Genomic DNA, 25,859 nt, shown 5'->3' on the forward strand with positions numbered 1-25,859 from the left:
CGTTCGTACGGATTAGAGGGACAGCTCGTCCTTGACGACCTGGGCCAATCGTTCGCAGGTCGCATCGGCCTGCTCCTGAGTCTCGGCCTCGGCCATGACCCTGACAAGCGGCTCAGTTCCACTTGGACGAAGCAGCACACGGCCGGTCTCTCCGAGCAGACTCTCCTCATGCTCGACCGCATCCTGCACCTTGGCATTCGTCGTGGCGGCGAGCTTGTCGACATTGCGAACGTTGATCAGCTGCTGTGGAAGCTGCGGGAAATCTGCGGCGAGCTGCTTGAGCGACTTGCCGCTACGGACGACTTCATTCGCCAAGGTCAGGGCCGTGAGCGTGCCATCGCCGGTCGTCGCAAATTCACGGTTGATGACATGGCCGGACTGTTCGCCGCCAAGCGTGAACCCGCCGCGCAGCATCTCCTCGAGAACGTAGCGATCGCCGACTGCCGTCTGAACCGTGGCGATGCCCATGTCCCTGAGGGCAAGCTTCAAGCCCAGGTTGCTCATGACTGTGACGACGAGAGTGTTGTTGGCAAGCTTGCCGTCTCGCTGCTTGGCTCGTGCCAGAATGCCCATGATCTGGTCGCCGTTGACCATGTTCCCGTCTTCGTCCACGGCGAGGCACCGGTCGGCATCACCATCGAAGGCCACTCCCATAACGGCCTTCGATGCCGTCACCATCGCCTGCAGCTGCTCGGGATGGGTCGATCCCGCATGCTTGTTGATGTTGTATCCATCCGGCGACGCGTTGATGACGACCACATCCGCACCAGCCTGGCGCAGATCTTCAGGAGCCACCACGGAGGTTGCGCCGTTTGCGCAATCGGCTACGATGCGCAGACCAGCAAGCGGCTTCGGACGGGTCTTATCGGCTCCCATCGGAGCGACCGCATCCACAAGATGCTCGATGTAGCTGTTCGTGGCAGTGACGGTGTCATGCGACACTCTGCCCACGTCCTTGCCTGTGGGTCTGTCCCAGTCCTGCCCGAGAACCTTCTCTATATCGTCCTCCTTCGAGTCGGGCAACTTGAAGCCGCCACGCGCGAAGAACTTGATGCCATTGTCTGGCATCGGATTATGGGATGCCGATATCACAGCGCCCATCTCAACGTTGAGCACGGAGGTGAGATATGCGATGCCAGGAGTCGGGATGATGCCGACATCGATCACATCGAAGCCGCCGGCACTCATGCCGGCTGCCAGCGCCGAAGCGAGAAAGTCTCCAGAGACGCGCGTATCACGCCCGATCAGTGCACGGCGCCTTCCGCCCGTCTGATCGCGGCTGCCCAGGACCCGAACTGCCGCATCTCCCAAGTCGAGTGCAAGCCTTGCTGTCAAATCTCGATTGGCCAGTCCCCGCACGCCATCAGTTCCGAAAAGTCTTGGCATCTTGCCCTTCTTTATGCTCGCGATTCATTGAATCCAAAGTAACAACCATAACAATTGTTGTCCATCTTCGGACAAAAAAGCGGATGGCGCGCCTTTTCGCACACCACCCGCACAGCACAGCATCGGAAAACCCAGGAATCAGGCATCGGCAATAGCCGAGGCAGCCGATTTCCCGGTTCTAAAGCTTCGAATTGTAGGTCTGAACCTTCAGGACTCGACGTGAATCGTCAAGGTTCTTCATGATCATGCCCCGAAGTGCACGGTCCGCGTCACTGTTCTCTGCCAGCCAGCGTTCCCCGGATTCGACAAGCCTGTTCGCATCTGCAAAGCGAGGATACAATCCCCGGCTGCTCAGCGGGCATATCAACGTTTCCGCGATGTGGAACGATTTGTCTCGCCAAATGGAATTAACGGCTTCAAAAAAGTCATCGACATATTTCGAGTAGAGCTCCTGATCGGTGTTCTGCGAGAAGCCCATGGCCACTGCCTCGATCTGCGAGTTGGTCAGATTCTCATCGTTCAGGGCCTCGTTCCATGCCCATTCCTTGGTCTGGGCATTGGGCCGCGCAGCCTTCGCAGCATATGCCTTCTCCCTGTTTTCAGTCGTCTCCCGTCTGCTGAGTTCGGCATCTATCGCCGCGTCATCTATCAGATCGTTGGACGAGAGTGCGTAGATTATCGACCAGCGCAGACTGTTGTCCACGGTCAGACCATCGAGCTTGAGATCGCCGCTCAGCAGGCCATGTGCATTGTCCTCGAAGTCGTCGTCGACGCCATAGCCCAAATAGGCCTGGAGCAGTTGGAACTGCTCATCGGAGCCAGCCTCTGCGTCGAGCACCAATTTCCATAGGCTCTGCGCGACAAGGTTCATCATCGATGCCCTGCGGTTCGGCGCCACGAAGTAATGCACGGCACTCGAGATCTGCGACAGGGCATATCGGAATGTCGTCGACTGACGCTCCGTGGAAATGGCCTTCAACGAAAGCGCGACAAAGCGTTCCGCCGGGAATTCGGCATCGCGTGTCATGTCCCACAGGCATTGCCAGACCAGGGCTCGTGACAGGGAGTCATCGAAGGCATAGAGGTTGGCCTCCGCGAAGTCCAGAGATTCCCGATCGAAGCGCAGCTTGGTATAGGTAAGGTCGTCGTCGTTCACCAGAATGAATTTCGGACGCGGCAAACCGATGATCTCGCTGACCTCTGTGCTTTCACCGTCTATGTCAAGTTCGAATCGGTCGGTTCGGACGATCTTGCCGCTGTCATCGGGATTGTAGAACCCCACGCCGATGCGATGAGGCCTCAGTACCGGGAATTCCTCAGGAGCGGTCTGCAGCAGGTTCGCAGTGACGATCCTGCCTTCGCGATCGCTTTCGATATCAGCGGTGATCGTGTTGATGCCTGACTGCTCGAGCCACAGCTTCGACCAGGAATCAAGATCCCTGCCGGAAGCGTCTGAAAGCTCCGCAAGCAGGTCACCAAGAGTGGCGTTCCCATATGCATGCTTCTTCAGATAGCTATGGATGCCTTCGAAGAACTTCTTTCGTCCGACATATGCCACAAGCTGCTTCAGGACCGAGGCTCCCTTGGCATAGGTGATGCCGTCGAAATTGACATAGGTGTCGTTCAGGTCGCGAATCGGAGCGACGATGGGATGCGTGGTCGGCATCTGGTCCTCCGCCAAGGCCCAGCTCTTCTCGCCCGAGCAGAAGGTCGCCCAGTCGTCGGTGTGCTCGGTCGCCTCCGAGGTGGCGAGCGTCGACATGAATTCGGCGAAGGACTCGTTGAGCCAAAGATCGTTCCACCACTTCATGGTCACGTAGTCGCCGAACCACATGTGCGCGAGTTCATGCAGGACGGTTTCGACACGGCGGTTGACGATGGCGCCACTGACCTTGGATTCGAAGATGTATGAATCGCGAAGGGTGACCAGAGCGATGTTCTCCATCGCACCTGCGTTGTATTCAGGAACGAATACCTGGTCATACTTGGCATACGGATAGGGGACGCCCCATGTCTTCGCATAGAAGGCAAAGCCCTTCTTGGTCACATCGAACAGCGATTCGGTGTCAGCTTCGAATGCGTCCTTCAACGACTGGCGGCAATACAGCCCCATCGGAACGGTGCGGCCATCCTCATTGGCATATTCCGAAGTCCACTTGGCATATGGCCCAGCCACGAAGGCGGTGAGGTAGGAGCTCATCGTCGGGGTCTGTTCGAAGATCCAGCGCCTGATGCCCTCGGATGGATCCTCTCCAAGCGTCCCATCGGCGGTCTTTCCTGCCAAAGGCTCGACGGATGCGGCAGGGGAATTCGACAGCACCGTCCATGATTGCGGAGCCACCACGGTGAAGTCGAAGGTCGCCTTCAGATCCGGCTGGTCGAAGACCGCGTACACGCGGCGTGCGTCAGGAACCTCGAACTGGCTATAGAGATAGATCTTTCCATCGGAAGGATCCACGCTGCGGTGCAGCCCCTCGCCGGTGTGCGAATACGCGCACGTTGCCGTCACATCCACCTGATTGCGTTCCTTCAGGTCTTCGAGGACGATTCTGTCATCCTTGAACGCGACGCTCGGATCCAGTCTCTTCCCGTTGAGCACGATGCCGTCGACCGCAGGCGCGATCAAGTCAAGAAAGGTGCTTTCCCCCGGCTTCGCATCAAATGTGAGCGTCGTGGACGATGTGAAGGTCTCTGCCCCCTGCGTCAAATCAAGCGAAACCACATATGCGGGATTCGCGACGATGCCCTTGCGTTCCTCTGCCTCGATCTGCGTGAGATTCGATCCTGGCATTCCCCACTCCTTAACTACCATCAAACGATGATTTCCATGCTGCTGTTGCAATGAATGCTGCTCAGGTTTCGATGCCTCTCGCACCGAACTAACTTCCAAGCTGCATCTCAGCTTACCCCCACGCATGATTGTGGCTCTGAAGCGCGGCACGATCATGCCGCGCTTCAGAGCCACGGTTTCTGTGCGTGACGCACAGATGTGCACCCTTGTGCGGAGTGTGAGAGATATGCTCCTGGGTTACTTCTCCACATCCTGCGCTATGTCTGCCACGACAGGCACGATCATAGGGCTGCGATGAAGCTTGCGTGCAATCCAGCCACCGAGCGTTCGACGCATGATCTGCTGAAGCTGATGCGTGTTGTGCGTGCCCTGCATCATCGCATCCTGCAGCTGCTCGACTATCTGCGCCCGGACGCGTTCGAATTCGCTGGCATCCTCGGCAACCGCGTTGAGGAATATCTTCGGACCGTTCACGACATCGTTCGTTTCCGTATCGACCACGACGAATGCGGACACGAAGCCTTCGGATCCCAGAATCCTGCGCTTCTCAAGCTCCTCGTCGGTAAGCTCTCCGACCGAGTCTCCGTCGACGTACACGTAGCCGCATGGGACGCTGCCGACGACAGCTGCCTGACCGTGATAGAGATCGACGACATCGCCGTCCTCGGCAAGCACGACGTTCTTCGGATCCACTCCCGTCTTGACGGCAATCAGTCCGTTGGCGACCAGATGACGGTTCTCGCCGTGGATTGGCATGGCGCAGCGAGGCTGAACGATGTTGTAGAAGTAGAGCAGCTCACCTTCGTCAGCATGGCCTGAAACGTGGATCGCCGCATTGTCCTTGTTGATTACCCTTGCGCCCAGCCTGGTGAGCTTGTTGATGACCTTGTAGACTCCGTGCTCGTTGCCTGGGATCAGGGAGCTGGCCAGAATCACCGTGTCGAACTCGTTGATCGTGATGTCGCGATGGGTTCCATCGGCGATGCGGCCAAGGGCCGCCATCGGCTCACCCTGTGAACCGGTGACCATGTATACGATCTTGTTGTCCTGTATGTCATGCGCCTGCTTCAGATCCACGACCGTGTCTTCGGGCAGATGCAGGTATCCCAGGTCGGAGGCGATGGCCATGTTGCGGACCATTGAACGGCCGGCGAAGACGACCTTGCGGCCTACCTTGTGAGCCGCATCCACAACCTGCTGCACACGGTGCACATGGCTGGAGAAGCTCGCGACGATGATCTTTCTCGTGGCATCGGCGAAGGCCTTGTCCAAAGCAGGTCCGATCGAGGTTTCCGGCTTGACGAAGCCAGGAACCTCGGCGTTGGTGGAATCGACCATCAGCATGTCGACTCCCTGCTCGCCCAATCTGCCGAACTCGCGCAAATCAGTGATCTTGTGGTCCAGAGGCAGCTGGTCAAGCTTCATGTCACCGGTGTCGATGATATGGCCCGCTGGCGTCTTGACAGAGACGCCGAGTGCGTCTGGAATCGAATGGGTGACGGTTATGAATTCAAGGTTGAATGGACCGACCTTGAGCTTGTCGCGACCCTCGACCTCCACCTTGGTCGGTTCGAGATGGTGTTCCTTGCACTTCGCATCGACGAAGGCAAGCGTCAGCTTCGAGCCGATGAGCGGAATGTCAGGACGCAGCTTCAGGAGATACGGCACCGCCCCGATATGGTCCTCATGACCGTGGGTGAGCACGAGTGCCTCGATGTCGTCGAGACGATTGCGGATGTAGTTGAAGTCAGGAAGAATCAGATCGACGCCAGGCTGTTCCTCTTCTGGGAAGAGAACGCCGCAATCGATAAGGAGCAGGTGTCCGTTATATTCGATGACGTTCATGTTGCGGCCGATTTCACCCAGACCGCCCAGGGCTACGATTCGCATTGAGCCCTTGTGATATTCCGGAGGTGCGATAAGGACCTTCTCTGGCTGTGTTCCCGTGGTCGAAGCCTTGCGGGAGTTGTTTCCCCTAGAGCCAGAATAGTTTCCGCGACGCTTGCCATTTCGGCTCTGCGAACGGCTGCCCGTGCTTCTGCTGCGTGAGGTGTTCCTATGTTGTTCTTGTGTCATTTCCACTTGGTTTTCTTTATTCAGTGCCTTCGCCTGATACGAAGGCGACGCTCATCTTATGCTGCGCGCGTAGCTCACAGCAGGCCTGCAAGGCGCATGCCTTCCTCGGCCCTGTCAAGTTCGCGCGCGCTCGGACCCACATTGGGTTCGCGCATCGTCGTTCCTGGGATATATCCCTTTATCTTCAACGCTGCCTTGGCCATGACAGCCTGATAGCCATCTGAGTTGAGGGCACTCACGACCGGCTCGATCTGTGCCGCCAGATCCTGAGCCTTGCGAATGTCCCCCGAGTCGAACGCATCCGCCAACTGTCGCATTGGCCGGGCGGCGACGTGTGCGGCGACGGAAATCACTCCTACCGCTCCCATTGCAAGGAATGGCAGGTAGAGAGAATCGTCTCCCGAGTACCAGACCAGATTGGTCAGTCTGCGCTTGACAAGGGCTTCGGCGATGTTGCCCGTCGCATCCTTCACGGCTGCCACATGCTCGAACTCGGCAAGCCTCTGATATGTGCTTGTCTTCACATGAAGCCCGGTCCTTCCAGGGACATCATAGACGATGATGGGCTTCTCGGCCACTGCGTTCACCGCCTTGTAATGCGCTACGATGCCGTTCTGCGAAGGACGGGAATAATAAGGCATCACGATAAGCAGCGCATCCGCTCCGGCATCCTGCGTCATTTCGGCCATGCGCACCGTGTGAGCAGTGTCGTTCGAACCCGCGCCCGATATGACCGGAACGTCCACTGCCTGCTTGACGATCTCGACAAGCCTGACCTTTTCCTCAAGATGGGTCACCGGGGATTCACCGGTGGTGCCGTTGACCAGCAGCCCATCCGCTCCATCGGAAACGAGACGCTGGGCCAAGGCGGCCGCAGCATCGTAATCAACCGCTCCGTCTGACTTCATGGGAGTGACCATCGCAGGTATGACACGGCCAAATGGGGCCGGATCAAGAAGATTGGCGTTCGAAGTGCTCATAAGCCCAAGGTACTGCGCGGCTGAGACCTAGTTTTTATCGAAATTTCAAGTTTTTGGGACTTAGCCAAGTGCAGACGTCGTCTGTGGGTTCGAATTCCTTCGTCGTTTCAACGATTTGAGGCATGCATACTTCCGCAAGTCCCAAAAACTTGAAGGCCCTCCCCTGGCGAAGCCTTCGCCGCAAGGGATTCCCAGGATTCAACGACCTGGAGGCGGGATCAGAGATCCAGGAACGAATCGAGGCCAACGATGAGTCCTGAGTGGGCTCCTGTCGCCATGTTTCTGATGGCGAGAAGGACTCCGGGCATGAACGAGCCCCGATCGAAGCTGTCTGCCCGAATGGTAAGCTGTTCGCCTGCATTTCCAAGAAGCACCTCTTCATGGGCGTTGAGCCCACGAAGTCGCACCGCGTGGACATGGATGCCGTCCACGACTTCGCCACGTGAATCCATTCCGCCTTGAGTCCCATCGGGGACGCTTCCCAGACCTGCCTCGCGTCGAGCGTCCGCAATGGTGTGTGCGGTATGGATCGCAGTTCCCGAGGGAGCATCGACCTTGTCAGGGTGATGCAGCTCGATGACTTCCGCCGACTCAAAGTAACGTGCAGCGACTCCTGCGAAGTGGTCGGCAAGAACTGCGGAAATGGCGAAGTTCGGAGCTATGAATACACCGACTCCGGGATTCTCGGCAAGCGCCTTGCGGACTTCCTCGAATCTCTCATCCGTCCAGCCGGTCGTCCCGACGACGACGCTGATGCCCCGCCTTACCAGTTCGAGAACGTTGTTGAGCGTCACCGATGGGACGGTGAAATCAACCGCTATGTCCGTGTTGCCAGAGTTGACAAGGTCGAAGGAATCGCTTGCATCGAGTTGTTGGGAAAGCTCCATGTCATCGGCGGAATCGACTGCACCGACAACGGTTCGGCCCATGCGTCCATGCGCCCCAATAACAGAAACCTTGATCATAAGCCTTGCCTTTCATCTCGCTTAGGTCATGATAACCGTCGTCGTGTACCTCGAACGCCCGGCAGGGAGAAGGTGAATTCCAGGCCACAGCGATCGAAATCGTGCAGACGCCTTCAGTCCTCGTCCGAAAGTGGAGGCAGTCCTGCATCCAAGTCGCGCAGTATCTCATCATGGCTGCGAGCCTCGGCAGGTATCTCACGGTCCTCTGGCTTGGGCTCGCTGACATAGTACAGACATGCGTCGATGCCGCTGATATCGACGGATTCCATCATCGACAGCAGCACCCTGTACATATCCAGTTGCAGAAGCCTGACACGGATCTCTTCCGCCGACCGGGGGCGTCGACCTGTCTTCCAATCCACGATCGTGTATCTGCGAGCACGATCCGAAGCGTCGCGGCCATCGACGGGCCGGATGCCTAAGTCATCCTCGAGAAGGCCGCCATCAAAGACTGCATCGAGCTTGCCTTTCAGGATGCGGCCCTCTATTGCAGCCACGATCGGCCGCTCGACCCACGCGACGCTTCTGCGAGCCCAACGCGAATCAGCCAGATGCCGCTTCCAACCCATCAGACGACGCTGATCTTCGCCTTGCGGCAGCTCACTTTGCTCATCCAACTGAAGCAACATCGCACGACGCGTCGCCTCACCTGCGATGCTGGCGAATCCATCGAAGCCGTCAAGCTGCTGGGCGGTGGAATCATCCTGTGCGCTGAGAAACGCACTCGCCCATTCATGGAATTGAGTCCCTGCCTGTGCGGCGGCAGAAGGCATGCGCGGAATGGGACGAACGATTCCACGCCAATACCTGCGTTCCCCCTCGTCGTTGCGATCGCCTGCAAGCGCCTGAAGCGCGGTCACATTCTGGCCTCCTGCGGAAAGCACCTGCAGACCACTCCTACGCAGTGCCCCAAGATCTTCGGCATTGCCATGGAGCTTCCCCAAACGGCCCGAGCGCTCTGCCATCACCTGCATGGCCTGTGCGGCAAGCGTGCCTTCAAGCGGTTGATCAAGCTCTGCACCCTCGAACTCCGCATCACCGGACTCGGCCGAGCTCGCATGCGTCTGGTTGCGAGCGCCCGGATTCGCAAGCACCAGTCGTGCAGAGCCGAGAAGCGCAGACTTCACCGCCGGGTCCAAGTCCATAGGCCAAAGCAAGGCATCGGAAGCGGATCTGCCCGAGGACTGCGAAGATTCGGAATTTGTGGCGGACGGTTCATCTGGCTGCTGGTCCCCTTGCATGGCCTGTCCCCGATCGAAGTGCTGGCTCGAGAATCCGGTCAACAGAGCGGCGCGGTAATCCTCGGCATGATCTCCGATGAAATACCCGGTGAATTCAGGACATTCGAAACCGTTGGTCTGGGCAGTCCCCCCGGTTTCAGCCCCTGTAATATCGACCTCTGTGACATCTACCCCTGTGACGGCACTCGCCCCATCAGAGCCGCCTTCAGCCGATGCGGGACTTGCGGCCACGTGCTGTCCTTCGGAAAGATCCGCATCGTTGAAATGACATGCAGCGACATCTCCTGCGAAGCCCTGATAGCTTTCAATCCAGAAATTCGAAGCCCCGGAGCCTGCAGACAAATCGACCTTGGAGCCATTCGCCTTGGCGTTTTTCGACGCGCTGTAGCTGAGCAAAGCGTCATGCCGCGCACGCGTGAGAGCGACATACGCCAGCCGTCTTTCATCGGCATGAAACCGCGAACCATATTCCTGCTGCTGGGAAAGCCAAGTGACGGTGTCGTCATCGCGGCATTGCCCATACACTTCGTCCTCCAGACCTGCCAGTGTGATACCGGCGAGGTTGTCGAGCGGGTTCGAATATGGCTCCGCATCGTGAGGAAAGCGCGGCAGGATGTCTGCATCCGCTCGAATGGGCGCCGGAACGGCCGTGGCATCATCCATCCAGCTCCTCGCCGTGGAGACATACTCCGCTGGCCGCGCGATGTCACCGAACTTATCGATGACGGCAGGCCTGGTCTCTGTTATCTTCAGTCCATCTCCCTGATTGCTTGGGAATGTGCCGGATTTCATGCCGACGATTGCGACGGCATCCCATTCCAAGCCTTTTGCCTGATGCACCGTCATGAGCGCGACATCTGGATGACCGGTGACATTGCTGCCCGGCTCCTCGGGACTCTTTCCCATCGAATCGATCCATGCCACGAACCCGCGGAGCGTGGAAGGCGTGCCATCCTGCAATTCCGCCTCGAAGGTATCGACCAGGCCTTCGAAGGCATCGATGCTTGCCTGGGCGGAGCTGCGGTCGGGCTTGCCGCCCGCTCCATGCAGCGATTGCGAAAGAATGACATCAATATCAAGCTGGAGTGCATGGATGGCGGAACGGATGACCGCCCGAAGCCCCATCCCTGCCTGGGACTGAAGCTTTCTGAGAACCTCAGCGAACTGCAGCAGCAGATAGCGGCCGCGCTCGCCTATGCGAGAACCCTTGCGGCGCAGCATTGACTCCAGCTGATCGTCCATCAGCACGTCGATGGCAAAGACGCTGTTGGGCAGACTGTCACGATGCTCGCTCACATAGTCCCCAATCATGTCGCGCCTCGCATTGGCAGGAGCCTTTCCCGCTTCAACGAGCCCGCGATATTGGCTCTCGAGGTTGATTCCCTTGACCATCTGCGCAAAGGCGTTCAAATCTGCGGGATTCACATTGAAGCGTGGCGTCGCGAGCAGACGCATCAATGACTCGATATCGGTATGGTCGCACAGCACATCGAGCAATGCACGCAGATCGCGGATTTCCGGACGCTCCAGCAACGCGGAGTAACCGACCACCTCATAGCTCAGACCTGCATCATAAAGCGCATCGCAGTACTGTGGCATATTCGTCTTAGACCTGAACAGAATCGCAGCATGCGGCGCATGCATGTCAATGTCACTGCCACTGCCAACACGACCTGAGCTGTCGGTGCCCACGGAGTCGGATCCATAGCGACGCCTGGCTTCCTTCACGAAATCGATGACTCCACGTATCTCCTCGTCCAAAGTCTGCGTTGCCAGAAGACCCAGGGTGCCCCTATCCGCTCCATCCCTCGCTCGAAGGTGCTTCACATCGACCTCGTGCAGCATTGCGCTTGACGCGATGCCGCCTTCCCTGCGTAATGGCAGGGTGAGGTTGTTCGCGGCTTCCAGAATCAATGCCCCATTGCGAAATGTCTGCGACAGCGAATATTCATGCATCGCTGTGCCCTGGTCAGACCCGTGTGCGGCGGCACTCGAGTCATGCCGGTCGAACTCCCTGAGGAATGTTCTGAATGCCCCTGGGCTGGCTCCGCGCCAGGCATAGATCGACTGGAAGGGATCGCCGACAGCGCTCACCGCCGAACTATCGATGACATGGCTTGCGGCAATGGCATCATCTGATGGATTGCGTGGCGCATCGTCGTCAGGATGGAACAGCGCTGCGATGAGCAGCGCCTGAGTCGTTGACGTGTCCTGATATTCGTCAAGGAAGACATGCGAGAATCTTCTGCGATATTGTGCCCCGATCGAGGGGAATCTCGTGACCAGCTGATATGCCGCCAGTGTGAAATCGCTGAATTCCGCCATGTTCGCGTGCCGTTTCGCCTGCTGATACTGCTCGGCGAGTGCGAGCAGTATCTCACGGTTCCTGGCAATCGTACGCAGCCGGTCCGCCTGGAATGCACATCGCAGTTCACGGTTGTGCCGTATCTGCTCGAGTTTCTTCAGCCGAGTCTTCTCGCTCATCTTCTTCTCGGCATCGAGCGGCGACACCTTGGCATCGCTGATCTGGGAATCAGGGATTTCGACGCCTTCAAGCTGCGAATCCAGCTGTTCGATGAATGCGGAATCCCACTCGTGGATTTTCCGCGCAGCCTGCTCAAAGGTGGTGCATGCCCCGCCGATCATCGAATTGGAACAGGCATGGGCGATGGCAAGCACATTGTCTACGGTCTCTTTGAAACCCTTCGATGCGACATCGCCGTCGGAGGGAGTGGCCGCGGCAAGTCTGCGTATCAGCCTCTCATCCGAAAATCCTTCAGCAGCCCAGTCCTCGTCATGCTCCCGTGCTTCATCATGCGCGAAGAGCCCATGGATGTTCGCGCCGACGACCTCTGCCGCAAGCTGGTATGCACCGGCATCGCTCAATGGCTGCGTTGATTGGTTGAATCCTACAAGCAGCCCATACTGCCTTACGATGCCTTGGAAAAACGCATCATAGGTAAGCACCTCGGGCTTGAGGAACGCGTCCGCACCGCTGCTGGAATGCCCCACGACCGCTGCAGACACACGCGTGAGCAGCTCCGAAGCTGCCTTGCGCGTAAATGTCAGGCCAAGTACCCGTTCCGGTGAGACGCCGGACTCGATGAGCCTGACTATGCGCATGGTCATCGTCATCGTCTTTCCCGAACCCGCGCCCGCGACGATGAGCTGACTTGCATCGATGTTGGCCTCGATGATGGCCTGCTGCTCAGCTGTGCTGCGGAATTCGCGCTCCTCGGACTTTTTCTGCGTCATCGCCGTTCCTCCATCACATTCGCATGCAGAAGCTCCCATGCCCTGCACATGCCCGAACCACTCGTAGAGCCATTGGTCTTGTGACATCTTCCGGCATCGAGCCGAAGCCTTTCGTCCGAACTGGACATCCTCACGCTTGCCGCGAAGAAGACCCTTGAGATCATGCTGAGAGCCCATATGCCCTGGCTGCGTTGATTCTGCACGACGAATTCCCACAGTCCGGGATCCATGGATTCCCGGCCGTCATCGAGGTTGTACTGATAATCGATGAACTTGTCGATGGACGGAAAGGACTTTCGCGCTTCGAAAACCGAATCAAACTTGCCATTCACAATCAAGCCGGGCTGGTATGAGGCCTCGGGGGCACCGCTGAAACAGGCAGGAGCGTCATGAAGCGCCACTTCGAACAGGTCAGCCTGCGACACCCGTCCGAGCTTGGCCCGGTGACCGAGAAGGGAATGGTCAAAGGACATGGCAAGCTGATAGCAGACCAACTGCAGATCGTTGAACATTGCCTTGGCTGAATGCCTTCTGCCGGTCTTGTAGTCCACGATGCGCACGACCTCGGCACCGTCTCGTTCCCTGCCTTCGATTCTGTCGATGCGGCCGGTAATCCGGACCGTCGCCGATTCCGGCATGCTCGGCATGAAACCGCCGCTGAGCGAACTCATCAAAGCGAAGAGTCCGTGCGCGTCCAGCGCATGGTCAGGGTAGGTGGCGTTCCATATCGGAACGATGTCATCGATGCCGATGCGCATATCGAATGGCTGCTCGGCCATGGAATCCTTGAATTCACCCACCTGCACGGGAGACTTGCCCTCAGACGCATAATCGGAACGAGTGCCATCGACGAAATACGAAGCGAGGTTATGCAGAATCGTCGGCACCAGCCTCCGCTTCGAAGCACTCTCGAACATGTCTTCGGGGCTGGATTGCTCAACGTCACCCTTCACCAGGTCGGCATATATCTCTTCCAGACGCTCTGTCAGTGTGGCCTTCAATGCCTCATGACCCTCAGCCGGAGCATGCGATGCCAGGCGGTCCAATCCCTCTTCCGTCGCAATCTGAGCGACCTTGTGAATGAGCGTTCCAAACTGCATATTCACATTGCTGGGCATCGGGCCCGTGAGCTGCGAGCTCAGCACCCACTCAAGCGGACACTGCCAAATCGCATCCACGGCTGAGGGAGTCAGCACCACCGTGGAATCTCCATGCGGCTCGCGATCGTCAGGCGCTGCATGATCATCGGTACCAACGGTAGCAACTGTGTTAACGGTAGCAACTGTGCCAACAGTGGCAACAGCGCTAACAGTACGAGGAACATCACCTCTCTGCGCCGTATCAGGCTGCGTCTTATGAGACCCTGCCATATCAGGCTGTGTCGTATCGGGATCTGCCTTATCGGGATCTGCCGAAACCCGCCCAGCCTCGAGTACCATATCCGTCTCTCGCATATAGACGAAGGGCCAGGACCGAGGATCGGCCTCCGCATATCCCCTCCGGGATAGCATCCGCAGGGTGGCGATCGAATCAAGAGTCCTCTCACCGCCAGGGATGCCCGATTCCGGAGATTCACGCATGACTGCGCCTGCCAGCTGTGACCTCGCCAGGGTGACGATGCCTCGCACGCTGGTTTCCAATCCCGCCCATTGCCCGCGTGATTCCGTGCCATCCAGGATCTGGCTCGATTCGAACTGGTCGCCCACTTCGCTGTATGGGACTTCAGCAAGATCGCTCAGACGTTGAAAATACTCGGGAAGCATGCCAAAGAGCAGGTCAGAGGGCACGGTATCGGCGTTCCAGACCGCGCTGATCCTGAGCTGCTCCTTCGCACGGGTCAGCGAAACCAGGAAGCTTCTCTTCTCTGCATTGAGGGTCGTGATGAGCCTTGCGGTCGAGGAGGCCGCCCGCGCGACACCGATGTCGCCAGCCTCACCGGAAGTCCAGACGCCATAGACGCTTCCATGCAGAACGACGTTCGCCAACTCCTCAGTGCCAAAAAGTGTGTCACGCTCCGCAAGATTCGGCCATATGCCTTGCTGCAGAACAGGCATCCATACGATCTTCCAGCGCTTTGCCTGAGCAAGCGCGCCAGCGGGCGTGGTAAGCGTGACGGCATGCTCGATCGGACCTATGTGTGCCAGCGAATCGGCCTCGATCTGCATGCCACGAACCTGTCTCATGAAATCGTCGACGTTGGCATAGCTCTGCGACCCTCCAGCCAATTGGAACAGTCTCATCAGCGCATCGAGCCGGTCGTTCGCACTCTCGCCCACGCTTCCGGGCTGAAGCGACTCTTCCTGCCATGACTGTGCGAGCTTGCATGCGTCCCAAGCCAGCCATAGCATCACATCTGCCGGCATCTGATCCACCGATGCGATTGAATGGCTCCGCATGTAGTTATCGACGCCGTCTGTGCATGAGCTCAGCACCGCCATGGCACGAGCGAACGCAATCATGTCGGGATCCTTGCCATGCCCGGCCGCAATCGCATTCAGCACCGACACGATCTCTTCCCGTGAGGATTCATCGCCGACGACAAGTCTGGTGAGCAGCAGCTGCCGCGTCATGCGTGGAGCTTGCGAGATATCATGCGCGGCGTCATCAATCGTGATGCCGCTTGATTGCTGTTCAATCTCGACACGACGATTCACATCCTCGGCCCAGGCAAGGGTCTGCCTGCGAATCGCATCGATCAGCGATTCATTGATGTCGGCCTTTGATTGGGCTGCGTCGCGAGCGTCGACAGGAGGCTCCTCGCCGTGATCGTCATCGGCGTCTATCGTGCAGAGCGCGCAGCAGGTATCCAGAAGGGATTCGAGACGCTGGATGCGAATCGGTCTGCTTTCCTTCGTCGCCGCATTGCGTGCTGGCATCAGCGGACTTGACAGCAGCGTTCGCATCCGATTGGCGAACCACATGGACTGGGTTCGTGCGTTGCCCGACGGCTTGGGATTGATGCGACGCTCGACAAGCTCGATGAACGCAAACAGTCCACCGACGACTGACTCATCCTTCAAGGGTCGGGTGATGGCGGAATATCTGACTGCGATGCCCTGTTCCCTGAGGCGCTCGCCAAACGCCCGCACCGTGGAATTGTCATGGGCTATTACTGCCATGTCGTTCCAGTCGCGCCCTGCCGCAAGGGTCTCATGCTTGATCTGCCAGAGAATGTCGTCCATCTCCGCTTCGGCAGTACGCATCATCCGAACGTGGACCGTGCCATCATGGACGATCGAGCGCGACCGCTCTGAGCGTCCCGACTCTGCCCCATATGATCGAGCGGAGCGTCCGGAAGCCCCCGACCCGTCCGAAGCCGAGTCCATGGCGGGGCCCTGCGCGGCAGAATCCGGCAAAGCCGTTATCGGCAGACTTCCTTCCCATTGAGGCAGCTTGCCTGGGCGCTGCGCCAATGGGATGTCACCCTCCACCTCGCCGGCAATGCTCAGCGACACCCGCGACCCAAGCACATCCAGATAAGTGTGCGGACTCTCCTTCCCTTCCGGCGAATCTCCTGTCCGATGCAGTTCGACGATTGGCAGCCATGTGAGATCTCTGCGCGCAGCACCAAGTCGCCCAAGGTTTTGAGATACCAACGCCCGATTTTCTTCCCTGTCGTCTTGAAGAGTCTCGCACGCCACTCTCGACGCGAGAAACTCGGGGTATGCGCCACGGAAAGTCTGCACGGACTCATCTCCGTTGCCAATCAGCACCAGACGGCTCCCACGAGATTCCAGTGCCTGGATGAACGACATTCCAGCAAGCGTCAGATCCTGCCAATCGTCGATGACGATGAATCTGGGTATGTGCCTATCCGCGCTGCCATCGACCATGCGCGTGGCCTCGACCAACAGTCGCGATGCATCAAGCCTGAATTCTGCGCCATACTGTCTTTCGATCTCTTCGGCATACTCATGCCATAGGTGAAAAGCCAAGCTCCACTGGGTATTCAAACGATCCTGCTGTGGAAAGTCGAGACCTTGGGAGGACAGCGATTGCAATACCCGCCCCTCGTCGTTGAGTGAAAGTCCGAGCTCATTCATCCTTGCGAGCATGTCACGAAGCTGCGAAGCGAAGTCATCGTTGATCAATGCCATGATGTCAGTGATTTCAGGAATCTTCGAATCTGCGAGACTGAGCTTTCCGACCCCGGGAGCCAGCACTTCCCACCAAGGCATGTCAGTCGTCTGGGATGTGATGCCATTGTGCGTCATTGCTGACGGTGAACCGCCACGGGTCGCATCGATTGGATCCTCCGCATGCGAGAGCCGAGAGGAAGTCTCGTCTGCGTTGCCAAAATAACCTGCCAGCAGCATACAGCTTTCACAGCTGTCGCCACGAAGCATTTCCTGGACATGCCCTGCAAGAACCCTTCGCAGCAAGGAATCCTGCTCCGCTCCATTCAGCAGCTTCGGCATGGGCTGCGACTGCGATGCCCTGGCCTGTGCCAGTATTCTAAAAGCCAGCGCCGCAAGCGTGCCAACCGGCCGGGTCTGGTCACTGACACCCGTCCTCCGAATTATCGCATTGCTGAGTTCCGCTGCGGCCTTGCGCTGCGAAACCACCATGACCGTGGCTTCGTTGCCGAACGCTCGAAGACCTTCCAGCATGCTTTCCAAGGCGAACTCTGTCTTGCCGCTGCATGGCGGCCCTGAGACCACAAGCGCGTGCGTCGGATTCCCCTGTCGATTCCTCAATTCATCACGAATGAGCAGATCGACCGCTTCAGTTGCATCGGACTTCCGTCTTGCGCCCCGACTCCCTAAATCCTGCATACATACAAGCTATTGCAAGCCCTCCACAAATGAAGACGCCCGCCATTTTCAAAGAATGGCGGGCGTCTTCACGACTGGGCTTGGGCTATCGCTCAGGCCTGATCGCTCGAGGATGAGGCTGACGGAGCCGTGCCTGCCGTCTTGCCGTCATCCGGATTGGCTGTGTCGCTGTCACCGTCCTGCGAGTTCACGCCGGTCTGACCTCCCTGATCGTTGAGGAAGTCATCGGGGTTGAAGTCATCACCGAGCTTGAGATCGCCGAAGTCGATGTTCGAGAAATCGACATCATTCAGATCGGCATCGCTCAGGTCCATGTTGCCGCCGTCGCCACCGAGACCGAAGTTCGGATAGATGGTGTCGCGAATGGCCTTGTCCGGTTCGACGACCGCGTTGTGGTAACGCGCCAGACCAGTGCCGGCTGGGATGAGCTTGCCGATGATGACGTTCTCCTTGAGTCCCTTGAGATCGTCGACCTTCTGGCTCAGCGAAGCCTCGGTAAGCACACGAGTCGTCTCCTGGAACGAAGCCGCAGACAGCCAGGAATCGGTCGCCAGAGAGGCCTTCGTGATGCCCATGAGCTCGGGTCGTCCAGCGGCGGGCTTGCCACCCTTCTTTACTGCGGCGATGTTAGCAGTCTTGAACTTGGCCTGGTCGGCAAGTTCGCCCGGCAGCAGATCCGTGTCACCGGAGTCGATGACCGTCACGCGGCGAAGCATCTGATGCACGATGACCTCAATATGCTTGTCATGGATATCCACACCCTGTGAGCGATACACGTCGTGCACCTCGTTCACGATGTTGACCTGCGCTGCGCGTGGACCGAGGATTCGGAGAATCTTCTTCGGATCGACGGATCCTTCGATGAGCTGTGTGCCGACATCGACGTGATCGCCATCCTTGACCAACAGCGGAGCCCTTCGCGTCACTGGGTACGAGATGGCTTCGATGCTCGAATCGTCTGGGGTCAGTGTGACCTGACGACCACGATCGGTGTCTTCGACCTTGATGTTGCCCGGGAACTCGACGATCGGAGCCTCGCCCTTTGGCGTGCGGGCCTCAAAAAGCTCGGTCACACGAGGAAGACCCTGGGTGATGTCGGATGCCGAAGCGACACCGCCGGAGTGGAAGGAACGCAGCGTCAGCTGAGTTCCAGGCTCACCGATGGACTGCGCCGCGACGATGCCGACAGCCTCGCCGACGTCGACCAGGGTATTGGTGGCCAATGACCAGCCGTAGCACTTCGAGCACACACCGCGCTTCGATTCGCAGGTGAGCACCGAACGGGCCTTGACCTCTTCGATGCCATGCGCGACCATATCGCGCAGAACATCCATGGACATGGCCTGATCGCGCTTGTACAGCACGGTCTTGCCATCCTTGGGATCCACGACGTCGGCGGCGAGCAGACGTGAATACGGTCCGCCATCGGCATTCTTGACGAGCACGAGCTTGCCGTTCTCATCGCGTTCCGCAACCTTCATGGTCAGGCCACGGACCGTGCCGCAATCCTGTTCACGAACGATGACGTCCTGCGAGACATCGACCAGACGACGGGTGAGGTAGCCGGATTCTGCGGTTCGCAGTGCCGTATCCGCCAGACCCTTGCGGGCACCGTGCTGTGAGATGAAGTACTCCAGGACGGACAGACCATCGCGGTAGTTCGACTTGACAGGACGAGGAATGATCTCGCCCTTCGGGTTTGCCACCAGACCACGCATACCGGCGATCTGACGAATCTGCATCCAGTTTCCACGGGCTCCGGACTGCACCATGATGTTCACGTTGTTGTCTGCGGTGAAGTGCTCGCGCATGGCAGCCGCGACCTTGTCGGTGCATTCGGTCCACAGGTTGATGAGCTCCTGACGACGCTCCTCATCGGTCAGCAGACCCATGTCGTATTGGGAGTTGACCTTGTCTGCCTGCTTCTCATATCCCTGAACCATCTCGTTGCGCTCTGGCGGGGCAACGATGTCGGAGAACGCCATCGTCACGCCGGACCAAGGCGCACGGGTGAATCCAAGATCCTTCAAGGCATCCAGTGTGGCCGCAACCTGAGCCGTTGAATAGCGGGTTGCAATGTCATCGACGATGCCCGCAAGCTTGCCCTTGGGAACCTGCTCGTTGATGTATGGATAATCGATTGGCAGAGTCTCGTTGACGAGCATGCGGCCATATGAGGTCGCGAACAGGAACGAACCGTCCTTGAAGCGCTCCTCCTTGGCCACATCCGGCTCGCCTGGCTCTGGATCGACCACCTTGATGTCCTGTGGCTCCCAGTTCTTCGGAAGCACAAAGTCAGAAGGCACGCGGAGCAGAATCTTCGACTGCATGTCGATCTCGCCACGGTCCAAGGCCATGCGAGCCTCGGCAAGCGAAGAAAGAATGTGTCCCTGACCCTTGGCACCCTCACGCACGGTTGACAGATAGTACAGACCCAGGATCATGTCCTGGGAAGGCATGGTCACGGTATGTCCGTCGGCTGGCTTCAGGATATTATCCGAAGCGAGCATCAGCGAACGTGCCTCCGCCTGTGCCTCCGCGCTCAATGGAAGGTGGACAGCCATCTGATCGCCGTCGAAGTCTGCGTTGAACGCGGCGCAGGCCAGCGGTGGAAGATGGATTGCCTTGCCCTCGACCAGGATTGGCTCGAAGGCCTGAATTCCCAGACGATGCAGCGTAGGTGCACGGTTCAGCAGCACTGGATGCTCGGAGATGACCTCTTCGAGAACGCCCCAGACCTCGGCATCGCCGCGGTCGACAAGACGCTTCGCAGACTTCATGTTCTGCGCATAGTTCAAGTCAACCAAACGCTTGATGACGAAGGGCTTGAAGAGTTCCAAGGCCATCGGCTTCGGCAGACCGCACTGGTGCATGCGCAGGCTTGGTCCGACGACGATCACGGAACGACCGGAATAATCCACGCGCTTTCCGAGAAGGTTCTGACGGAAACGACCCTGCTTGCCCTTGAGCATGTCGGACAGGGACTTGAGCGGACGGTTCGAGGCACCGGTGACCGGACGGCCACGGCGACCGTTGTCGAAGAGCGAATCCACAGCCTCCTGTAGCATGCGCTTTTCATTGTTCAGCATGATCTCTGGCGCGCCGAGCTCGATGAGTCGCTTCAGGCGGTTGTTGCGGTTGATCACGCGACGATACAGATCATTCAGATCCGACGTGGCAAAACGGCCACCGTCGAGCTGAACCATGGGGCGAAGATCGGGGGGAATGACTGGGACTACGTCCAGAACCATGGCCTCTGGCTTGTTGCCGGTGGTCAGGAACGCGTTCACGACCTTCAGACGCTTCAGTGCTCGCGCCTTGCGCTGGCCGGAACCGGTTTCGATCTCGTCGCGCAGTTCCTTCTCGCAGGCTTCGAGGTCAAAGTCCTGCAGACGCTTCTTTATCGCCTCGGCGCCCATGCATCCTTCGAAGTAATCACCGTAGCGATCCTCCATCTCCCGCCAGAGGTCGACATCGCCTTCCATGTCGCCAGGCTGAAGACCCTTGAAACGGTCGAACACGGCGCTCAGACGCTGGATCTGATCGTCATAGCGCTGACGGATGCCCGCCATGTCGCGCTCGGCGCCATTGCGAACCTTGGACTTCATGGAGCCCTTCGCCTCTGCCGAGGATTCGAGTTCCGCCAAATCCTCTTCGAGCTTCTTCGCACGCTTCTCAATCTCGTTGTCGCGAGCCTTTTCAAGACGCGTTATCTCGGTGTCGAATTCATCCTGAAGATCAGGCAAATCCTGATGACGCTGATCCTCGTCCACCTTCGTGACCATGTAGGCCGCGAAATAGATGACCTTCTCGAGGTCCTTGGGGGCGATGTCAAGCAGATATCCAAGCCTCGAAGGCACACCCTTGAAGAACCAGATATGCGTGACCGGAGCGGCAAGTTCGATATGTCCCATGCGTTCACGACGCACGCGAGACTTGGTGACCTCGACGCCGCAGCGTTCGCACACGATTCCCTTGAAACGCACGCGCTTGTATTTGCCGCATGCGCATTCCCAGTCACGAGTGGGGCCGAAGATCTGTTCGCCGAACAGACCGTCCTTCTCGGGCTTCAGGGTTCTATAGTTGATGGTTTCAGGCTTCTTCACTTCTCCATAGCTCCAACCACGAATATCCTCCGCGGTGGCCAAGCCGATTCTCAGTTTGTCAAATGCGTTGACGTCCAGCACTATGTGTCCTGTCTTTTCTTATTGGCATTTTTGCTCTTGAAAGTTCAAATTATTCAGGGACTGCGAAGATCAGTTCATCCCGACCTTCGCAGTCATGGAGCCGTTTCGTGCATCTGCATCAGACTGCGCGAGACGACTCAATGCTCAGCGGTACTGTGGCTCCGCATCGTCGTGAGAAACAGGCGACGAGGATGCGTCGGGTCTCGCACCGATATTGAAACCGAGATCATCCGAGGCCGATGAAGGATCGTCGTCTTCATCCTTCATGTCAATGGCCACGCCATCGGCATTCAGTACCTCGACGTTCAGCGAGAGCGACTGCATTTCCTTGAGCAGCACCTTGAACGATTCAGGGATGCCTGCCGGTGGCAGGTTGTCGCCTTTCACGATCGCACCATAGACGCGGACACGGCCGTCGACGTCATCGGACTTGGTGGTCATCATCTCGTGCAGCGTGTAAGCAGCACCATAGGCCTCGAGAGCCCAGACTTCCATCTCTCCGAAACGCTGCCCGCCGAACTGCGCCTTGCCTCCCAGAGGCTGCTGCGTGATCATCGAGTATGGGCCGGTCGAACGAGCGTGAATCTTGTCGTCGACGAGGTGGTGGAGCTTGAGCATGTACATGTAGCCAACCGAAATCGGCTTGGTGAAAGGCTCGCCGGTGCGGCCGTCATAGAGCACGGCCTTGCCGTGATCCCCGACCAGCTTGTTGCCATCGCGGTCAGGAAGGGTCGTCTTGAGCAAGCCGTTCAGGGCGTCCTGCTGCACACCGTCGAACACTGGCGTTGCGACTGGAGTGTCTGGATCGGCCTTCTCTGCGCCCGCAGGAATATGCTTCTTCCATTCGGCCTCAAGTTCAGGATCGATGTTGATGTCCCAGCCTGAGTGCGCAATCCATCCAAGATGAAGCTCAAGCACCTGTCCGAGGTTCATTCGGCTTGGCACGCCCAAGGGGTTGAGCATGATGTCGATAGGCGTTCCATCTGGCAGGAACGGCATGTCCTCTTCGGGAAGAATGCGCGAGATGACACCCTTGTTGCCGTGACGGCCCGAGAGCTTATCACCCTGGGTGATCTTGCGATGCTGGGCGATGTAGACGCGAATCATCTGGTTCACACCGTTGGGCAGCTCGTCACCGTCCTCCTCGGCGTCTTCGCGAGTGATTTCCTTGACGGAGATGACCGTTCCGGTCTCGCCGTGAGGAACCCTGAGCGAGGTGTCGCGAACCTCACGGCTCTTCTCACCGAAGATCGCGCGAAGCAGACGCTCCTCTGGCGTGAGCTCGGTCTCGCCCTTCGGCGTGACCTTGCCCACGAGGATGTCACCAGCCTCGACTTCGGCGCCAATGCGGATGATGCCGCGCTCATCGAGGTTGGAGATTGCATCCTCTCCGACATTCGGAAGGTCACGGGTGATCTCTTCCGAGCCGAGCTTGGTCTCGCGGGCATCGATTTCGTATTCCTCGATATGGATGGAGCTCAGCGTGTCGTCCTGGACGAGGCGCTGTGAGATGATCACGGCATCTTCGTAGTTGTAGCCGTTCCAAGGCATGAAGGCCACGAGGACGTTCTTGCCCAGTGCCATTTCGCCACCCTGGGTCGCAGGGCCGTCGGCCAGCACCGAACCCTCCTCGACGCGCTCGCCGTCCTTGATGACGGGAACCTGGTTGTAGCAGGTGGTCTGGTTGGAACGCTGGAACTTCGACAGCTTGTAGCTTGACTGCGTGCCATCGTCGTTCATCGTGCGAATGATATCGGCCGAAACGTAGGTGACGACACCCGCCTTCTCGGCAAGAATCACATCACCCGAATCGACTGCGGAACGCCATTCCGAACCGGTGCCGACAAGCGGGCGCTCGGACTTGATGAGCGGCACGGCCTGACGCTGCATGTTGGTGCCCATCAGTGCTCGGTGGCCCTCATCGTGTTCCAGGAATGGAATCAGGGAAGCACCGACGGAAACCATCTGACGTGGGGAGACATCCATGTAGTCGACCTGCTCGACAGGGACATCTTCTGCCTCGCCTTCAGCATCTCGCACAAGAGCCGTCTTCTCGACCAAGTGGCCGTCATTGCCGATGACCTGATTGGCCTGGGCGATGACGTGCTCAGCCTCCTGGTCAGCGGTCATGTAGACGACGTCATCGGTGACGAGACCGTCATTGACCTTGCGGTACGGAGTCTCGATGAATCCGAACGGGTTGATGCGTCCGAAGGTCGCCAACGAACCGATAAGACCGATGTTCGGTCCTTCAGGGGATTCGATCGGGCACATGCGGCCAAAGTGGCTGGGATGCACGTCTCGAACTTCCATCGACGCACGATCGCGGGAAAGGCCGCCAGGTCCCAATGCGGAGAGACGACGCTTGTTCGTGACACCTGCAAGTGGATTGTTCTGATCCATGAACTGTGAAAGCTGCGACGTTCCGAAGAATTCCTTGATCGTCGCATTCACAGGGCGAATGTTGATCAGGGACTGAGGCGTGATCGCCTCTGCATCCTGGGTGGTCATGCGCTCACGCACGACACGCTCCATACGGCTCAGGCCCGTGCGCAGCTGGTTCTGAATCAGCTCGCCGACCTGGCGGATGCGGCGGTTGCCGAAGTGATCGATGTCATCGACGTCGACGCGAAGGTCGACGTCATCGCCGTTGCGCTTGCCCTTGAAAGTCTGCTCGCCAGCGTGAAGGGTGACCAGATACTTGATGGTCGAGATGATGTCTTCACGCTGCAGGCTGCGATCGTTGAAATCCGCTTCGAGTCCGAGCTTGCGGTTGATCTTGTAGCGGCCCACGCGTGCGAGGTCATAACGCTTGTTGTTGAAGTAGAAGGATTCGAGAAGGTTGCGCCCAGCTTCTGGAGTTGCGGTATCAGAGGGGCGAATCTTGCGATACAGGTCGGTCAGCGCCGTGTTCTGGTCGTTGATCGGCTCCTTCTCAAGAGCGTCGAGCACCAGAGGGTAGCCTTCGAAGGCCTTGCGAATCTCTTCCTTGGTCATGCCAATGGCCTCAAGGAAGACGATCGCCGATTGCTTGCGCTTGCGGTCAACGCGAACGCCAAGCACGTCGCGCTTGTCGATCTCGAACTCCAGCCATGCACCACGGCTAGGAATGATCTTTGCGCCGTATACTTCCTTGTCGGACGTGCGGTCGCGGTTACGATCGAAGTAGACGCCTGGAGAACGCACGAGCTGGGAGACGATGACTCGCTCGGTTCCACCGATGATGAAGGTACCGTGAGGGGTCTGCAATGGGAAGTCGCCCATGAAGACGGTCTGTGACTTGATTTCGCCGGTGTCACCGTTCTCGAACTCTGCATTGACGTAGAGCGGTGCGGAATAGGTGTAGTCCTTTTCCTTGCACTCCTGAACGGTGTGACGCGGCTCCTCGAAGTATGGGTCCGAGAAGGTCAGGCTCATGGTCTGTGCGAAGTTCTCAATGGGAGAAATCTCCTGGAACACCTCGTCAAGACCGGAGACATGAGCCACGTTGTGCGTTCCGTTGGCTTCGTCTTCCTCAGCCTTGGCCTGCCAACGCTCATTGCCGACCAGCCAGTCGAAGCTGTCGGTCTGAACGCCGAGAAGGTATGGGACATCGATGGGTTCACGGATCGATCCGAAATTCACACGGTTTGGAGCCTTATGCAGTTTGATGTCGGCTTCATCGTTGCGTGCGTATGTTGTAGTGGTACTCGTTGCAGCTTTATTGGCAGCCAAAATGGACTTTCCTTATCGCTCGCTGTATTCCGATGGTTCATTGTTCATGAGGGACCCGGGGCGCACGAAACAGCACAACAATCGATTGCATTCTTGTGTCTCTGTACGCGGGCGCTTCCCCAATGAGGCATGCCCGCTATATGACACACTTCACACTGGTGTCTAAGATATCACTCTTCACCACCTCTGGCAAGGGGTTACGCATGTTTCTCCGCTGTTCAGCCATCAGGGAAGAAGCAGCCTCCGCCACCCATGCTCTTCATAACATACACAATACCTACACAAAAGATGCCGTGCCATGCCCCACCCCAGCGAGTCGCCTTGATGCTCTTACCCGGGGAGACACTGACACTGACACTGACACTGACTCAGACACCGACACTTACTCAGACACAGCCTTTGACACAGCCTCCGTTCAATTCCCCGCTTCGAATCCAGAGCACGGTGGCGCCCTAAGACGGGCTTGGCCCCTGCCGCAAGGACCCGGCC

At 58.1% G+C, this 25,859-nt stretch carries 9 protein-coding genes; all 9 read right to left on the reverse strand.

The features are described 5' to 3' along the window. Positions 1 to 12: 12 nt before the first annotated feature. The 9 genes from glmM to QN062_RS03605 all read right to left on the reverse strand — a co-directional run bounded on the left by glmM (position 13) and on the right by QN062_RS03605 (position 25,370). Positions 13 to 1,386 (reverse strand): phosphoglucosamine mutase, encoded by a 1,374-nt coding sequence (gene glmM / locus QN062_RS03565; RefSeq protein ID WP_369342227.1) that lies wholly within the window; start codon positions 1,384 to 1,386, stop codon positions 13 to 15. Positions 1,387 to 1,564: 178 nt separating this feature from the next. After that, complete coding sequence (pepN, locus tag QN062_RS03570; protein WP_369342228.1) at positions 1,565 to 4,177, reverse strand: aminopeptidase N; 2,613 nt, start codon at positions 4,175 to 4,177, stop codon at positions 1,565 to 1,567. 237 nt (positions 4,178 to 4,414) lie between these two features. Next, positions 4,415 to 6,253: a ribonuclease J gene (locus tag QN062_RS03575; protein ID WP_369342229.1), complete on the reverse strand. Its 1,839-nt coding sequence runs from the start codon at positions 6,251 to 6,253 to the stop codon at positions 4,415 to 4,417. Between the two features lie 74 nt (positions 6,254 to 6,327). Then, the gene (dapA, locus tag QN062_RS03580; RefSeq protein WP_369342230.1) at positions 6,328 to 7,233 is read right to left on the reverse strand and encodes a 4-hydroxy-tetrahydrodipicolinate synthase; all 906 of its coding nucleotides are present in this window, start codon (positions 7,231 to 7,233) and stop codon (positions 6,328 to 6,330) included. A 218-nt stretch (positions 7,234 to 7,451) separates the two neighbouring features. Next, a complete protein-coding gene (dapB, locus tag QN062_RS03585; protein WP_369342231.1) occupies positions 7,452 to 8,198 on the reverse strand; it encodes a 4-hydroxy-tetrahydrodipicolinate reductase in 747 nt (248 codons plus the stop codon). Positions 8,199 to 8,311: 113 nt separating this feature from the next. Next, positions 8,312 to 12,694, reverse strand: coding sequence for an ATP-dependent DNA helicase (locus QN062_RS03590; RefSeq protein ID WP_369342232.1), 4,383 nt, complete (start codon positions 12,692 to 12,694; stop codon positions 8,312 to 8,314). Continuing rightward, on the reverse strand, positions 12,691 to 17,469 hold the full coding sequence (locus QN062_RS03595) for a PD-(D/E)XK nuclease family protein (RefSeq protein WP_369342233.1): 4,779 nt from the start codon (positions 17,467 to 17,469) through the stop codon (positions 12,691 to 12,693). The genes QN062_RS03590 and QN062_RS03595 overlap by 4 nt, the downstream gene beginning before the upstream one ends. 92 nt (positions 17,470 to 17,561) lie before the next feature. After that, complete coding sequence (locus QN062_RS03600) at positions 17,562 to 21,656, reverse strand: DNA-directed RNA polymerase subunit beta' (RefSeq protein WP_369342234.1); 4,095 nt, start codon at positions 21,654 to 21,656, stop codon at positions 17,562 to 17,564. A 144-nt stretch (positions 21,657 to 21,800) separates the two neighbouring features. Beyond that, complete coding sequence (locus tag QN062_RS03605) at positions 21,801 to 25,370, reverse strand: DNA-directed RNA polymerase subunit beta (RefSeq protein WP_369342235.1); 3,570 nt, start codon at positions 25,368 to 25,370, stop codon at positions 21,801 to 21,803. Positions 25,371 to 25,859 lie beyond the last annotated feature (489 nt).

Origin of the sequence: Bifidobacterium sp. WK012_4_13, assembly GCF_041080835.1 — a bacterium.
Lineage (GTDB): Bacteria > Actinomycetota > Actinomycetes > Actinomycetales > Bifidobacteriaceae > Bombiscardovia > Bombiscardovia fermentum.

Coding starts and splice junctions, on each gene's coding strand:
- QN062_RS03595 (WP_369342233.1), bottom strand. CDS start 17,469: ATGCAGGATTTAGGGAGTCGGGGCGCAAGACGGAAGTCCGATGCAACT.
- glmM (WP_369342227.1), bottom strand. CDS start 1,386: ATGCCAAGACTTTTCGGAACTGATGGCGTGCGGGGACTGGCCAATCGA.
- QN062_RS03590 (WP_369342232.1), bottom strand. CDS start 12,694: ATGACGCAGAAAAAGTCCGAGGAGCGCGAATTCCGCAGCACAGCTGAG.
- dapA (WP_369342230.1), bottom strand. CDS start 7,233: ATGAGCACTTCGAACGCCAATCTTCTTGATCCGGCCCCATTTGGCCGT.
- dapB (WP_369342231.1), bottom strand. CDS start 8,198: ATGATCAAGGTTTCTGTTATTGGGGCGCATGGACGCATGGGCCGAACC.
- pepN (WP_369342228.1), bottom strand. CDS start 4,177: ATGCCAGGATCGAATCTCACGCAGATCGAGGCAGAGGAACGCAAGGGC.
- QN062_RS03575 (WP_369342229.1), bottom strand. CDS start 6,253: ATGACACAAGAACAACATAGGAACACCTCACGCAGCAGAAGCACGGGC.